Origin of the sequence: Streptomyces sp. YGL11-2 (genome assembly GCF_050054615.1) — a bacterium.
In the GTDB taxonomy this organism is placed as follows: Bacteria; Actinomycetota; Actinomycetes; order Streptomycetales; family Streptomycetaceae; genus Streptomyces.
Genome location: NZ_JBNHIN010000098.1, coordinates 1 through 13,606 on the forward strand (window position 1 = coordinate 1; position 13,606 = coordinate 13,606).

The 13,606-nt window shown below is 68.3% G+C and carries 13 protein-coding genes and 3 pseudogenes; 7 read left to right on the top strand and 9 right to left on the bottom strand.

The genetic code is table 11. The features are described 5' to 3' along the window. Window positions 1-114: 114 nt before the first annotated feature. From ACO1BR_RS42580 to ACO1BR_RS42605, 6 genes and pseudogenes are all read right to left on the bottom strand, one after another. Window positions 115-879, bottom strand: a pseudogene (locus ACO1BR_RS42580) (ISAzo13-like element transposase-related protein); the annotation flags it as partial. A gap of 18 nt (window positions 880-897) precedes the next feature. Beyond that, entirely contained in the window at window positions 898-1,218 is a 321-nt protein-coding gene (locus tag ACO1BR_RS42585) for a hypothetical protein (RefSeq protein ID WP_426800499.1), read from the bottom strand. Window positions 1,219-1,233: 15 nt separating this feature from the next. After that, window positions 1,234-1,728, bottom strand: coding sequence for a transposase (locus tag ACO1BR_RS42590; protein ID WP_426800500.1), 495 nt, complete (start codon window positions 1,726-1,728; stop codon window positions 1,234-1,236). A 232-nt stretch (window positions 1,729-1,960) separates the two neighbouring features. Continuing rightward, window positions 1,961-2,257: pseudogene (locus ACO1BR_RS42595) on the bottom strand (transposase domain-containing protein); the annotation flags it as partial. Window positions 2,258-2,478: 221 nt separating this feature from the next. Next, window positions 2,479-2,817 (bottom strand): winged helix-turn-helix domain-containing protein, encoded by a 339-nt coding sequence (locus ACO1BR_RS42600; protein ID WP_426800501.1) that lies wholly within the window; start codon window positions 2,815-2,817, stop codon window positions 2,479-2,481. Beyond that, the gene (locus ACO1BR_RS42605) at window positions 2,804-3,328 is read right to left on the bottom strand and encodes a hypothetical protein (RefSeq protein WP_426800502.1); all 525 of its coding nucleotides are present in this window, start codon (window positions 3,326-3,328) and stop codon (window positions 2,804-2,806) included. Before ACO1BR_RS42605 ends, ACO1BR_RS42600 begins: the two co-directional genes overlap by 14 nt. A 1,039-nt stretch (window positions 3,329-4,367) precedes the next feature. Here ACO1BR_RS42605 and ACO1BR_RS42610 point away from each other — a divergent pair. Continuing rightward, on the top strand, window positions 4,368-5,375 hold the full coding sequence (locus ACO1BR_RS42610; protein WP_426800503.1) for a terpene synthase family protein: 1,008 nt from the start codon (window positions 4,368-4,370) through the stop codon (window positions 5,373-5,375). Between the two features lie 136 nt (window positions 5,376-5,511). On the opposite strand, the gene ACO1BR_RS42615 is transcribed toward ACO1BR_RS42610, so the two are convergent. Next, window positions 5,512-6,003, bottom strand: coding sequence for an HPP family protein (locus ACO1BR_RS42615; RefSeq protein ID WP_426800504.1), 492 nt, complete (start codon window positions 6,001-6,003; stop codon window positions 5,512-5,514). 481 nt (window positions 6,004-6,484) lie between these two features. Between ACO1BR_RS42615 and ACO1BR_RS42620 the strand changes: the two genes are divergently transcribed. The 4 genes from ACO1BR_RS42620 to ACO1BR_RS42635 all read left to right on the top strand — a co-directional run bounded on the left by ACO1BR_RS42620 (window position 6,485) and on the right by ACO1BR_RS42635 (window position 8,694). Continuing rightward, window positions 6,485-7,219 (top strand): carbonic anhydrase, encoded by a 735-nt coding sequence (locus tag ACO1BR_RS42620; protein ID WP_426800505.1) that lies wholly within the window; start codon window positions 6,485-6,487, stop codon window positions 7,217-7,219. A 225-nt stretch (window positions 7,220-7,444) separates the two neighbouring features. Continuing rightward, a complete protein-coding gene (locus ACO1BR_RS42625; protein WP_426800506.1) occupies window positions 7,445-7,765 on the top strand; it encodes a hypothetical protein in 321 nt (106 codons plus the stop codon). After that, the gene (locus ACO1BR_RS42630) at window positions 7,750-8,469 is read left to right on the top strand and encodes a leucine-rich repeat domain-containing protein (protein ID WP_426800507.1); all 720 of its coding nucleotides are present in this window, start codon (window positions 7,750-7,752) and stop codon (window positions 8,467-8,469) included. Before ACO1BR_RS42625 ends, ACO1BR_RS42630 begins: the two co-directional genes overlap by 16 nt. 45 nt (window positions 8,470-8,514) lie before the next feature. Further along, window positions 8,515-8,694, top strand: coding sequence for a zinc ribbon domain-containing protein (locus ACO1BR_RS42635; protein ID WP_426800508.1), 180 nt, complete (start codon window positions 8,515-8,517; stop codon window positions 8,692-8,694). Window positions 8,695-8,821: 127 nt separating this feature from the next. Here the strand turns inward: ACO1BR_RS42635 and ACO1BR_RS42640 are convergent, their stop codons facing one another. Continuing rightward, window positions 8,822-9,709, bottom strand: a complete 888-nt coding sequence (locus ACO1BR_RS42640; RefSeq protein ID WP_426800509.1) for an alpha/beta fold hydrolase — start codon at window positions 9,707-9,709, stop codon at window positions 8,822-8,824. 111 nt (window positions 9,710-9,820) lie between these two features. Continuing rightward, window positions 9,821-11,162 (bottom strand): annotated as a pseudogene (locus ACO1BR_RS42645) (MFS transporter); the annotation flags it as partial. Between the two features lie 998 nt (window positions 11,163-12,160). Between ACO1BR_RS42645 and ACO1BR_RS42650 the strand changes: the two are divergent. Next, window positions 12,161-12,805, top strand: coding sequence for a DCL family protein (locus tag ACO1BR_RS42650; RefSeq protein ID WP_426800510.1), 645 nt, complete (start codon window positions 12,161-12,163; stop codon window positions 12,803-12,805). Between the two features lie 210 nt (window positions 12,806-13,015). After that, window positions 13,016-13,570, top strand: coding sequence for a helix-turn-helix domain-containing protein (locus ACO1BR_RS42655; RefSeq protein WP_426800511.1), 555 nt, complete (start codon window positions 13,016-13,018; stop codon window positions 13,568-13,570). Window positions 13,571-13,606: the final 36 nt, after the last annotated feature.

The window sequence follows — 13,606 nt, forward strand, 5'->3', positions numbered from 1 at the left end:
TACCGGTACGAATAGCAGGCCGACCAGCGATTGCTGAACCACCAGCCCGCCGAACGCCCAGACCAGCACGCCTCAAGATTAATCGCGGGTCAGCCCGTAAGGGCTCGCAGAGAATCAACATGCGGGTTTGATCTTTATTGGGGGCTGGTTACCGTAGTTGTCGAGGTGGGCGGCGACGTCCGTGGGGGTGCGGAATCGGGCGGTTGAGGCCGGGATGGCTGTGTCGGTGAGGAGAGGCCGGACTTCCTGGACGGCCCGGGTGAGGGTGCTCGTGGCGACGCCGAAGAGCCTGGCAAGCAGTTCGTGAGTGCCGATCTTGCGTAGGCAGAGCACAGTGGCCAGGATCCGGTCGCTGTCGGAGAGCTTGTCCTTAGCACCCGCGCCTCGTGCGCGGAGTCGCTCGCTGCCCCGGCGTTCGTGGCGGAGCCGCTCGCGTTGCTGTACCAGCGCCGGGCTCAACGATTGGGTCAAAGTGTCCATTTGCTCGATGGACATGCCGGTCAGCTCCGGGTCCCGAAGGAGAGAGGCGCTGAGCCCGGTCAAGCCAACGGGCTGTTACGCATCGATCGCGGTGACGGTTTTGGATACCCTCTCGCGGCCGGTGGCTGCCTGGGGGCGACCGTGGAGGGTGTAGTTCCAGTCACCGTGGAAGCGGTGTCGGCTCATGGGCAGCGCGTCGATCTCGTTGTCGGTGACCTTCACACCGGTGTCGTAGGTGCCTGTGTCGAGTTCGGCGTGGACTTTCAGCCCGGTGCGGGTGGTGGTCGCAGCGATGCTGTTGACGACGACGTCATGGCTGGTCAGCGGGCGTCCGCGCCAGTTCATGGAGATGTGGGACAACAGCCGGTGTTCCACTTTGTTCCACTTCGAAGTTCCAGGACAATGCCGTTGCTTGAATCAGTGAACTATCGTGGGCTGCAACGTGATGACTTTGACTGTGACCCGCCGTGTTGGCCGCCGGTCCCGGGTGTTGATTCGGTAGGAGAGCTTCGAGGAGCACTTCGAGTCCGGACGCTTCAGGTGCCGGTCCGCCTCGCGCAGGCGCCTGGCGCCGTTGTCGAGTTTCCGATGCACTTTCGCCGCCAGCACGGACAGGAATTCCTTGATCTTCGTGGACGTGCCTGTGCACTGGCGGACCACGCTGCGCCGCGCGTGCTTGAGGACCTTGACGAACGAGACCCGGTCCGGATTGATCCCGTTGACGTCGGCCAGTCCCATGATGACCTGCGTGAGTCAGTGGTGCACGGCCAGGTGCGCCCAGACCTCCTGACGCACCAGATCCGGGTCGCCTGAGCGCAGGACCTCGGCCGGCCCGCGTTGGAACGTCTTGATCTGCCGGAACGCCGACTCCGCCTCCCACCTCGCATGGTAAAGCCCTGCCAACTCCGCAGCCGGACAGGCAACCGGGTCCAGCAGGTCAGTCAACAGCCTGACCACCTCGCCGTCGTCGACGCGGTACTCGATCACCCGGACCAAGACCCCGCCGGGATGCGTGCCTTTCTGCCCGCCCAGGTTCATCCTCGCCATATAGGTGCCGTCAGGCAGCTGCTCGACCGGACGAGCCGCAACGCTCGACCGGGCCCGGATCAGCAGGTGCGCCCCAGCCTTGGTGTACGCCTTCCACAGCGCCACCCCGGGAAAGCACCGGTCCATGAGCACCAGCATCCCGGCGGCCGAGCCGGCCATTTTGATCGCCAACTCCGGCTCGCCGCCGTTGAAACCGCCCACCGCCGCAATCGATCTGCGCGTGCGTACTGCACTCGGTCAGTGTCACCACCCGTGCCTGCGGGAACCCCGCGGGCTGGCTGTTCTTGACCGGCCCGCCGAACGCGGCCCGGTTGGCCGTCGTATCCGGTACATCCAGCACGAACCCGTCCACCGCAGCCAGACGCATCCCACGGTAGAAGGCACCCGCCAAGCCGACAGGGGCCAACGGACCAGCCAGTTCGCGGAACACGGTTTCCAAGACCAGCGGCCCCAGGCGCCTACGCGCCCGCGTGAACGAGGACTTGTTGGTGATACTCTCGCTCAACTCTCCAACACCACCGACAAGTTGCTCCGCCACGTCGTCGTAGGAGTCCTGTTGGAACAAGGCCAGGGCGAGCGTGAAGTAGACCATGAACCCGGCCGGCAGGGCGCCGGGCTTCTTGTCGCGAACCCCGCATTTCTCCAGCACTTCGGCGACGAGCTCCGGGCTCACCCATCGGGTCACCACCCCCAGCCGCACGTGATCAGATAACCCCACCCACGGATGCATGCCGGGTCCAACGAACGCGGCCCTCGGAGGTCACCGTGAAATGCTTGCCACGCTCAAGCAACGGCATTGATCTGGTGGAGGGAAATGTACTCCTGCACACCAGTGCCTGGCGCAGCTGCGCTGCCCAGGCCACGGACACGGCTTCGGCGCGTCGTGCGGTGGGGCGGGGAAGTGGGCTGCCCGGGCTCGTGCAGGGGCCCGGCGTCCTCGTATGGGTGGCTTCAGGACGGCGGCTCGCCGGTGTGGGCCTGATGGGTTTCCCCGGTCTGCCGTGACTGCTCGACGATCTCGTGCAGTGCCGCGATGTGTGCTTCCAGTGCGCTGCGCCCGGTGCCGCTGAGACTCAGCCACGTTCGCGGGCGCTTGCCCACGTAACCTTTGCGGACTTCGATGTATCCGGGCTTGCTCAGCGTTGTCACCTGCTTGGACAGCGCCGAGTCGGACATACCCACCGAGTCCCGTACCCAGCCGAACTCGGCCCACTGCGTCGCGGCGAGCAGGGACACGATGGACAGCCGCGTGGGGTCGACCAGCAGCGGAGACAGTTCAGCTCCGGCCATCGGGGTGCCCTCCCACACGGTGGCCGCTGCCGGCCAACGTGATGAGCCCGGCGCGGAGTTGGCCGCCGAACCCGATCAGTGCGAGAGCCAGCACCGCGCCGAGGATCGTCCCCAGGTAGGGCACGTACGTGGTGGTGTGCGCGCTGCTCAGCAGCACCACGGCCACCAAGGAGACTGCCACCACCGTGGTGATGGTGAGCCGTGCGATGAGAACGAACCTCGACGACACCGCCTGCCGGTGGATCCGGGCGGATTGGCCCAGCAGGGCCGACCCTCGCCTGGTGCGGAGCAGGATGACGTATCCGACGGCCAGTGCGGCGAAGATCCAGCTTCGCCACACGGCGCTGCCGGGGAAGAAGTCGATGGACGCGCAGTACAGGAAAATCACCACGCCGGCGAGACAGTCCAACCAGCGGGGCGCGTTACGCATCGATCCGCGGGCCTGCTCGCTGCGCTGGTCGATGTTCCGCAGTGCCTCGGCAGCTTCCTGCGGGGTCGGCTGAGACGCCATCACTACCTCCCGTTGCTTCCATGCGCTCAATTACTTTCCCAAGGGGAAAGTATCAGAGCGTTTTCCGCTCGGGCAAGTATTTTCCTGAGCATCGGGACGGTGTCTTCGGTGCGAGGCCCCGGAAGGCCGCTTCCCGGGTCTGCTCGACGCCGTCCTCAACGGGTTGGATCGGCAAGAGGGCAGCGGTCCTGCGTGAGAGATCGCCCCCCGTCGCCGCTGGTTCCGCCAGCGGGCGCAGTGGGCCGGTCGGGGGTCTTCCACGGCGCATCGATCGCGTCCTCGTGCCTCAACTCATCGGCTACTGCGCCTCGTTGAGGGTGACGAGTGCTTCCACACTGGTGACGGCGGGTGTGCTGGACCGGGCTGCCGACCGCGTCCGCGGCGACCGCCGAGGGGTGTTGTACATGAGGACCTGCGTTCGATCCCCGCCGCTCCGGGATCGCTGCCACTGACCGGGAACGCGACGGCACTGCTGCGCGACCCACGCGCGTTCGCCCGGCGGCAGCAACCCCCCTTCATCCGCACGGACTGCGCTTGCGCGCCACGTTGTGCTCCCGCCCGCATGCTCAGCCGGGGATCGGCCATCGCCACACCGACGGACAGCAGCCGCCTTCGGGCCGGTCGGAAGGATTCGCCGGACGCCGGTCATGCTGGTGAAGGCGGTGGCAGTCGCGGTGGCGGTAACAGTGGCACCGGCATTGGTGGTTTCCGAAGACCGCGGCGCGCTGTGTGCTGGACGGCCGCATTGCGGAAATCCGGCTGGGCCGTCCACCCCAGCGGGCTACCGGCACTCGGCGTGCCGCCCCATGCGCACCGGTAAAGGCGACGGTGAAGGTGCCGGTGAACCGCCCGAATACATTCCCGCACCAGCCCGTCTCGGGCATCCGACCTCGTTCTGTTCCCCACCCCGCGGAAGAGCCCGCTGAAGATCCCGTTGATGCGTCTGTCCCGGACATGCGAGCGCGTGGTCGGCGCCGCCACTGCTCCGACCGAGGCAGACCGCCCTCCGCGTTCTCGATTCCGTGAAGGAACCCCGACCATGCACCAGGAAAGCCGCGACGGCCCGAACCTTCCCGGCCTCGCCGTTCCCTTCCCCCTCCGTATCAATCCGCACCTTGCCACCGCCCGCCATCACGACATGGCCTGGGCCAAAGGCATCGGCCTGGTCGCGACTCCCACCGACGAACTCCGCTACCGCTCCTGGGACCTCGCGCTGCTCGTCGCCGGCTGGCTCCCCGACGCGCCACCCGATGGCGTCGACCTCGCCGTCAACGCGTTCAACTGGTGCACCGTCTGCGACGATCTGCACGCCGGCGAAAGGTCTACGGACTCCCGCTACGCCCGGCGGATGGGGGAACCTCTCTTGACCTATCTGGCAACCGGACGTCTCCCCGGGAATCCGACTCCCTTGCTGCTGGCACTCGACGACATCGTCACCCGGGAAATGCAGCGGTCTCCCCACGAGAACCATGCGCGCATCGCCCACAATTGGGCGCTTTTCGTGGCCGCGTTCATGGAGGAGACGAAGAACAGGAAAGGCGGGCTGCCCCTCGGCTATCACGAGTACCGGGCCCTTCGCATGGAGAGCGGAGCGGTCCATCTCATGACGGATCTGATCGAGATCGCCAACGGCTATCACGTGACGGCCGGAGCCCGCTCGGTACCTGCCTTCCGAACCCTCTTCAACTCCGCCAACGAAGCCATCTGTTACATCAACGACCTCTACTCCCACCCCAAGGAAGAGGCCGCCGGGGATCAGCACAACCTCGTCTTCGTCTTCGAGAACGCACACCGCTGCACCCGCCAAGAAGCCATCGAGCGCACCGTCGAAACCATCCTCGACGCATGCGACAACATGCTTCTCCAGCAATCGCGGCTACGGACCGGATGCCGCCAGGCGAGGCTCCTACCGAAGGAGACCGCCGGCGCCCACCGCTTCTCCCACGACCTCATCCACCCGATTTCCTCGATCGTTTCGTGGCACCAAAAGAGCGGACGCTACGCACGTCCGGACAACGCGGTGTACGAGAGCAGGTTGCACCGCTGAACCCGAGAGCGGCCGAGCAGGTTGTCGCACGCGCGGCGCGGGTGTGGCGGGGTGTGGCGCGAGCGGCGTCAGGCGGATCGGCCGGAGAGGCGCCGCGCCCCGGGCGAGCGGGGCGGCCATACGGCCTCAGCACGGTTCACCAGGCGACCGGGTAGCGAACGGGGTGCCCGCCTATGCGGCCCGGCAGCAGACCGATCGTCACCAGCAGCGCCGCGGCCAGCACGAGCAGCGGGAGGAACGGCACCGGATGCGGGGCTTGCAGCACCACGATCACCGCAGTGGCCGCCGCCGGTGAATGGGAGAGGTGGGTAAGCATCATCGCGCCCAGCGAGAGCCCGGCGGCGACCGCGGCGCCCCATCCGCTGCTCCCGATCACCGCCAGGGTGCCGAAGCCGATCAGAGCGGAGAGCAGCTGGCCACCGACCAGGTTGCGCGGCTGAGAGATCGGCAGCCCGGGTGCGCCGTGCACCAATGCCGCGCTCGCGGCCAGCGGCGGGATCAGCAGCGGCTGATGCAGCAGCACCCCGATCCCGACCAGCAGAAGCAGGGCACCGATGGCGAAAGCGGTGGCACGCAGCACGTGCAGGGGACGTGGTCTTGGGGTGGCGGCGGACGGGGACGTGGACATGCGGTGGCTCCGGACAGGGTGGCGATGACACCCGGATCATAAACAAAATGTTGATCGAGGAATGAACATCTCACATTGCGGGCAGGCGAGCGCGCGGCCCGACGGGCAGCGGGCCGCTCCCCTCACACAGGGCCGCTCCCCATCACCCACCGATGCCCGTCCAGGCCCGACAGCCTGCACATCCGCCACCCGCACAGGACTGTCCCACACCATCCGACACGCCCCCATTCCCCACATACTCCGCGCATAGCGGTCGAAGTGCGGGGGGACGCAGGGATCCGCAGCCTCTCGGATCAAGCCGGCACAGATCGGCCACGGCCCGCTTCGCAGGCACCGCCGCCCGAGCCCAATTCTGTGGGCCGTCGGTGGCAAAGTGGCCGGCGCCCGCTGGTGTCTGATGCTCCGTCACCGAGCCCAGGCAGAACAATTGCCCCGGTCACGACAGACAGATGCGTGGGAACGGCAGCGAGAGGAACGACCGATGGACACAGCAGGGCGTCCGGATCGTAGAGCTCTGCTCGCCGGCGGACTGGCGGGCGCCATGGCCGCACTGGCCGGGTGCGCCTCGACGCGGGCCGCCACTCCGGTGACCAGCGCTTCCCCGGAAGCGCGGCCGACCACGCCCGCCGCGGCGTTCGCACGCCTGATGGAAGGCAACAAGCGCTGGGTGAGCGGAAAGCTGCACCACCCCGACCGGGATCCGGACCGGCGCCAGCTCGTGGCCCAGGAGCAGAAGCCTTTCGGGGCGATCCTTTCGTGCATCGACTCACGGGTACCGCCTGAGCTCCTCTTCGATACCGGGCTGGGTGACCTGTACGTGATGCGCACGGGCGGCGAGGCGGTCGGCCCGGTGGTCACCGGGTCCGTCGAGTACGGGCCCATGACCAGTGGCACCCCGCTCATCGTCGTCCTCGGCCATCAGCGCTGCGGCGCCGTCAAGGCGGCCTACCAGTCCATTCGTGACCGCAAACCCCTCCCCGGCAACCTGCAGGCGATCGTCAGGGCCCTTCAGCCGGCGTACGAGCAGGCGGCCCGGGAAGGCGGCGACGACCCGGTCGAGACGATGGCCCGCGCCCAGGTCAGGCTGACCGCCACGAATCTGCGCTCCAACCAGGACCTCGCCCCACTCGTGAGCAAGGGCACCCTCGCCGTGGTCGGCGCCTACTACTCACTCGACACCGGCATGGTGGATGTCCTGACGGGCGCGCCCTCCTGAACCGTTCGGAGGGAGGGCGGGGAGGGTAGGGAGGCGCGAAGGTACGGAGGGGCGGTGTCAGCGGCCGATGGCGACGGCTGATGCGGAGGGGGACACAGTCGGCCGCTGTCCGTACTGAGCCGGCAACCGCGTCACCGCGCACGACACCCTGTGAGTAAGATCGCGGCGGTCCAGGGGAGGGCGGATTCGGCATGCGGACACTGGGGGGCGGACGGTCCGACGCACGTGGGAGCGTTCCGGACGGTCGGGCTGCTCGGGCAGGGCGGCACGGGGCGGGTGTTGCTCGGGGGCGCACCGGACGGGCGCCAGGCAACATGGCTCGGCTTCGGCAACGACGCGTACTGGTCGGCCTCCGCGAGCGCCCCGCGGAGCTGCCGGCTCGACGTCCGCGACGGCGACCTCGTCGTCCGGGTCTACCTGAACGGGACCAGGCGCCCTGCCTGCCAGGCGGAGGCCCAGGACGTCACGCAGACCGCGCTGACGGCCATGCCGCCCAGGGAGAACCGATCGGGAGCGGAAGGAGTCACGCCGTGCGCACTGTGCTGAACCTCTGGCGTCAGCAGCTCGGAGAAGTACCCGAATCCGTCTGGCAGCATGCGGAGTTGGAGGTACTGATTCTCGCGGACAACGGGCTCGCGACCCTCCCGTCCGGCATCGGACGGCTGCGCCGGCTGACCACTTTGGACCTCGGTCACAACCACCTCACCTCGGTGCCGGAAGACATCGGTGGCCTGACCGGCCTGAGCGACTGCCTGTATCTCCACGACAACCGCCTCTCGACGCTCCCGGACGGACTGGGCAACCTGACGCGGCTGCGCTACCTCAACATCGGCGAGAACGCGCTCACCGTCCTCCCCGAGGCCATCGGCTGGATGACCGCCCTCATCGAGCTGCGGGCGCAGCACAACCGGCTGACCGCACTGCCCGAGAGCATCGGCGCCCTCCGCGACCTGCGCGAACTCTGGCTCCGGGGCAACGCCGTCGAGAGCCTGCCGCCGTCCGTCGCCGGGCTTCAGGAACTACGCCTTGTGGAGCTGCGGGAGAACGCCCTGACCGAGCTTCCCGAAGTGCTGGCGGGGCTACCGCTGCTCCGCCGGCTCGACGTGCGCAGCAACCGGATCGGCCAACTGCCCGACTGGGTGGCCCAGATGCCCTCGCTGGAGAAGCTGGATCTGCGCTGGAACGCCTGCGAGCCCTCCCCGCGGTTGCTGGCCGCATTGGAACGCCGGGGCTGCGTCGTCCTGGTGTGACGGCGATGCGGTGGTGTCCCCGGGCGCCGGTACGACCGCGCATTCGTGCGCATCGGACGGTTCGAGCCCACCTCCCAGCTCCGCTCGGCCTGCGGCGTCAAGGACGGCGCCAGGCTTCTCCACATCCGACAGTGGGCGGGCGGAGCATGCGGGATCGTCCTGGACCGAGACGTCAACGCGGCGGTCAACGTCGCCAAGGCCGCCAAGGCACCGGACTGGCGGTGACAGCCTGCGGAGCGAAGGTAAGACCGGTACCCGTACCGGCACAGCCCGAGGAAACAGGGACCCACCCGAAGCCGCATCCGACAGCGGCGCAGCAGGCGGGAATTGCTTCATGAGGCGGGCGAGTTGGTCAAGCCCAGAGCTGTCGCAGGGCCGTGTTGACGGCGGCGGGCTGTTGGGTGTGGGGATAGAACCCCGGGACGCGCAGCAGGCGGGCGCGGACACCGAGGGCCTCCGTTACGGCCTCGGCGCAGGCCATCAGGGGTTCGCCGACATAGGTGCGGTACGGCTCGGGGGCGTCCTGCCAGGTTCCGCAGATCACCAGCGTCGGCCAGGGGGCCGTGCGCAGGGGTTCGAGCGGCACCTGAGCCTCCCAGATCGGCCGCTCGTGCATCGAGGTGGCCACCGCCCTCAGCCGCTGTGCGGTCGGCTGCGGCATGGGCAGCCCGATGCCTTCGGTGGAGGCGCGCAGGAATTCCTGTGCCGTCATGGAGTCCGGCACGCCGGGTGCCGCCTCCCCCACCCGCTCCAACAGCGCCGCGACGGCAGGATGCCGGGCGGCGACGGTGAATGCGGAGGGCTGAATCAGCGTCAACGACCGGACGAGGTCGGGCCGGCGGGCGGCGGCGAGCATCGCGGCCACCCCGCCGTTGCCGTGTCCGACCAGATGCGCACCGCCGTTGCGGACGTCGGACGGCTCGGGCGGTGCAGATGGTTCGGGCAGTACGGAGGGGTCAGACGTTTTAGGTGGGTCAGACAGGTCAGGCAGGTTCGGCAGTTCGGCGAGGAGCGCGATGAGGTCGTCGGCGTCGGCCTCGAAGTCGCTGCGGGCGGTGTCGGGGCTGTGCCCGTAGCCGCGCCGGTCCACCAGCAACAGGCGGTAACGGTCGGCCAGCGGGCGTTGTGCCGCGAAACCGTACGTCTCGTCACAACCCCAGGTGAAGATGTTGTGCACGAAGACCGCGGGCGGGCCCTGGCCACCGGTCTCGTCCCATGTCATCACGTGGATTGGTGTCAACGGCTGTGCCTCCTCTCGATCCCCGGTTGGCCCCAAGCGCACCCTGACGCCTGGCGAGGCCATTGCCACCACCGATCCTGCCATGCGAACTCACGCTGCATTCAAGGCAGTTCAGCGCCGCTCCCCCGCGTGCGTGATCGATCCCCGTGCGGCGCGGGTCGCGATCAGCGGTGCGGCGATGCAGGCGGCGGCGAGAAGGATGCCGAAGGCGACGGTCAGGGCGGTGGCGTAACCATGGATGGTTGCCGCGGCCGGTGTGGCGTGGCGTGTCGATGCCCGGTATGCCGCCGTGGCGCCGGCTGCGACGGTGTTGAGCAGCGCGGCACCGACTGCGGCGCCGAGTTGTTGGGAAGCGTGGTACGTGGCCGCGGCGGCTCCGATGTCGCGGTGCGGTACGTCGGCGGTGGCCAGGGCGGCGGTCGGGGGCAGGACGCAGCCGAGGCCGAGGCCGGTGAGCATCAGGGCGGGTGCCAGGTACAGGGGCAGGATGTGCGTGCTCTGCGGTGTCAGGCGGGTCAGGAGGAGCATTCCGGCGGCTGCGGCGAGCAGGCCCGGCAGGATCAGCGCGGCCGGCGCGACGCGGCCGTGCAGTCGCCCGGCGACGAGGGTGGAGCCGAGCAGGGCGGCCAGCGCGTTGAGGGTGAGCGTGAGGCCCGCCCGGACGGGCGAGTAGCCCAGGACGGTCTGTGTAGTAGCTCAGGAACAGGTAGAAGCCGAACATCGCGATGAACATCAGGGTGATCGAGACGAACGCGCCTGCGCGGGCGCGGTGCAGCAGCACCCTCAGCGGCAGCAGCGGACGGTGGGCACGCGCCTCGACGGTGGCGAACACGGCCAGCAGCAGAACGCCGCCGGTCAGCAGTGCCAGTACCTCCGGCGAACCCCAGCCGAGCGGTTCGGCCTCGTTGCAGCCGTACACCACCGCGGCGAAGCCCGCCGCGCTGAGGAGTGCCCCCGCAAGGTCGAGCCGTCCGTTGCTGCGGGCGGGGCGGTCCCGTGGTATGGGTGCCGCGACCAGCACGGCGAGCAGTGCGACGGGAACGTTGATGTACAGGCACCACCGCCAACCGGCGTACTCGGTCAGCAGTCCCCCGGCGACCAGGCCGAGGGCCGACCCGGCGGCACCGACCGCGGCGAACACCCCGAACGCCCGCCCGCGTTCGCGCGGTTCGGTGAAGGTCGTGGTCAGCAGCGACAGCCCCGCGGGCGCGAGCGCGGCGGCGAAGGCACCTTGCAGGGCCCTGGCTCCGAACAGCATCCCGGGGTTCACGGCGGCCCCGCCCAGCGCGGACGAGGCAGCGAAGCCGACCAGGCCGACGAGGAACGTTCGGCGGTGGCCGAGTGCGCTGCCGACCCTGCCGCCGATCAGCAGCAGTCCGCCGAAGGCCACGGCAGACGCGGTGATCGCCCATTGCCGGTTCGCGTCGGACAGGCCGAGCGCGCGCTGCGCCGCGGCGGCAAGGGCAGTCTGACCTCTTGCAGTGCGCGCACGGCCAGCGAGCGCATGCGCCCGCCGCCCGCGTCTGCCTCGAGCTGATCACGTACCTGGGAGGACCGCCACAGGTGCCGCAGATACTCGGGGTGCAGGATCTCAGTTCGCACTTGTGCCCGCATCATGCTGCTCGGAAGGGCCACTGGCGCGAACCCGCCCCCGACCAGCGCCCCGCGACCGAGCCGGTCCAGGGTCCCCGCGCTACGGCAGATGAGAAAGTCGCCCTCGCAGGCAAGAACCGGAGCCCCTCCCCCAGCACCCCCCACGCCCTCGTCGACATCTCTGCAGTCCACTCCCGCAAGGGACAGTGCCGTTGGGCGCAGCACCGGCCATCCTCGGTTAGCCCCGCTCGTCTTCGACCGCCCGCTGGCCAGTGGGCTGCGCAGAACGTCGGCCAGGCGAATCTGCACCCAACCGGGAGGCAGCTCTAACTCCGTCACAGCAAACTCCCCTCAACTCGCCCACGAATGTCTGGCACGGCACTTCTACACCCCAGCCCGAAACCAGCGCGCTCAGCCCGCACGCCCAACTGCACAACGTGCCCCTCTGAGGCGATGGCCAGGGCAGCCGTGATTGCGCCCCTGATTGGGGTCCCGCGCACTATACGCGAGCCAGCGAACTGCCTTCATTAGCAAGGTTGTTGTCAACCCCGCCGAGCAGGCTCTCCCCAAACTATCGAACCGACCCGCCTCCCACAGGCTGGAGGATCTGGCTCGTGACGAAGGCACTCGTTGGCTACGGGCAGGGCCCGACGGTGTTCCTGCATGAGCCGGTGGGGACCTCGGCGGTCCGGCCCACGGGGCGCAGGGAGCGATCGCTGAGATGCCCGACGCGTGGTGGCGGAGCTGGTTCAGAAGCCGGTCAAACTAGGCCAGCAGCCAGATTGGGCACATTGTCAGACCGCCCGGCTACCCTCGGATGTCCTGCGTCATCATTCCATCAGGAGTAGGTGAGCCAGCGTGCGGAAGAGCTTCAATCTCGGTGGAGTCGAGTACACGACCAAGAAGGCTGCCGGGGATGCCTGCCGTCAGATCCTCTATGCCTACCCGGCGGGGTCTGTGGTCGCCGACCGCAAGGATGAAGAGTTCTTGCGGGACCTCCTCTCCCTTCACCCCGAGTACCCGGACAAGGCCGGTCCGGGAGTGGACCAATTCACCGTGGACCGGACACCCCACGGCAACATCGGATTCCACGTGGTGAGGGCCGACGGCACCCGGGAGGTGTTCAGCTACCTGGCCTGCCTGACTCACCCCGACCATCGGACGAATGTGCTGGGGACGATGCGCCTAGCCGTCTCCGCGCAGATCTACAGCTTCCGGGCGACCAACTGCACGCCGGGGACGCCCATCAGGTGTGCCATCACGGGCGAGACGATCACCTGGGATGACATCCATATAGACCACGAGGAACCACAGTTCGTCGACCTGGCGGAGAACTTCGCCAACGATCACGGCGGCTTTGAAGCCATCGCCGTGGAGAGCCGCGACACCGCCCAGCGCTGGCACCTGCGCGATCATGAAGCCGAGTGGCAGGAGTACCACGAGAGGCACGCCACTCTGCGGATCGTGTCCAAGGCCGCGAATCTAGCACGCGGACGGGGGTAGGGGCTGTCGCCGTGGGTATGCGGCTGTCGCACTGCGCGTCGGCTGCTGAGGATGAACGGGCCCGGTGGGCAAGGTCGTTGATCTGCGGGCGGTGTCCGGCTGTGTTCCTGCGGGAGGAGGCGGTCGCGGCCTGAACCAGGCCGTGAAAGATGCCCCGCCCTTCACTTGGGTTCTAATGATCGTCGCAACACCCGACCTCCTGGGTAGGCGATGAAGGGCAGAAGCACAGCCGGGGGGCGCCCGAACGGTAGACGGGTCCCCCCCGAGGTCAAGCAGAGATTTCTCGACCTGATACACGAAGGCGTGAGCATAAGAGAGGCCAGTCGCGTCGTCGGCATCAACCGTCGAACGGGACAGGAGTGGATCAGCGGGCGCGGTGCGCGCGTAAAGACCACGAGGGCAGGACGAAAGACGGTGCGGGCCGCGATCCAGCCTGTCGTCGGTGATCCCCGCGACTTCGTACCGCATCCCCGCGAAGGGGAACGGAATGCCCCTCAGCCCCCCGTCTCCTCCCGCTACTTGTCCGAGGAGGAGCGAGTCCGCATCGCCGATCTGTGGCGAGAGAGGAAGTCGATCCGGACGATCGCTGGCGAGTTGAACCGCAGCCCGTCGACGATCAGCCGGGAGATCCGGCGCAACGGCAACCCGAATGTCAGGCCGAACCATCCGGCCCACTATCGCCCGTTCGCTGCTCACAGGCGGGCACAAGCACGTCGGCCGCGGCCTAAGTGGGCGGTTCGCGAGTTGATGTCCGTTTCGGAGTGAGGCTTGGGGCAGGGGTGCTGGCTGCGGTGCCGGCTA

What these genes read in the sequence shown, in the direction of transcription:
- ACO1BR_RS42655 (WP_426800511.1), top strand. Translation starts at nt 13,016, where the DNA reads ATGAAGGGCAGAAGCACAGCCGGGGGGCGCCCGAACGGTAGACGGGTC.
- ACO1BR_RS42610 (WP_426800503.1), top strand. Translation starts at nt 4,368, where the DNA reads ATGCACCAGGAAAGCCGCGACGGCCCGAACCTTCCCGGCCTCGCCGTT.
- ACO1BR_RS42585 (WP_426800499.1), bottom strand. Translation starts at nt 1,218, where the DNA reads ATGGGACTGGCCGACGTCAACGGGATCAATCCGGACCGGGTCTCGTTC.
- ACO1BR_RS42600 (WP_426800501.1), bottom strand. Translation starts at nt 2,817, where the DNA reads ATGGCCGGAGCTGAACTGTCTCCGCTGCTGGTCGACCCCACGCGGCTG.
- ACO1BR_RS42620 (WP_426800505.1), top strand. Translation starts at nt 6,485, where the DNA reads ATGGACACAGCAGGGCGTCCGGATCGTAGAGCTCTGCTCGCCGGCGGA.
- ACO1BR_RS42605 (WP_426800502.1), bottom strand. Translation starts at nt 3,328, where the DNA reads ATGGCGTCTCAGCCGACCCCGCAGGAAGCTGCCGAGGCACTGCGGAAC.
- ACO1BR_RS42615 (WP_426800504.1), bottom strand. Translation starts at nt 6,003, where the DNA reads ATGTCCACGTCCCCGTCCGCCGCCACCCCAAGACCACGTCCCCTGCAC.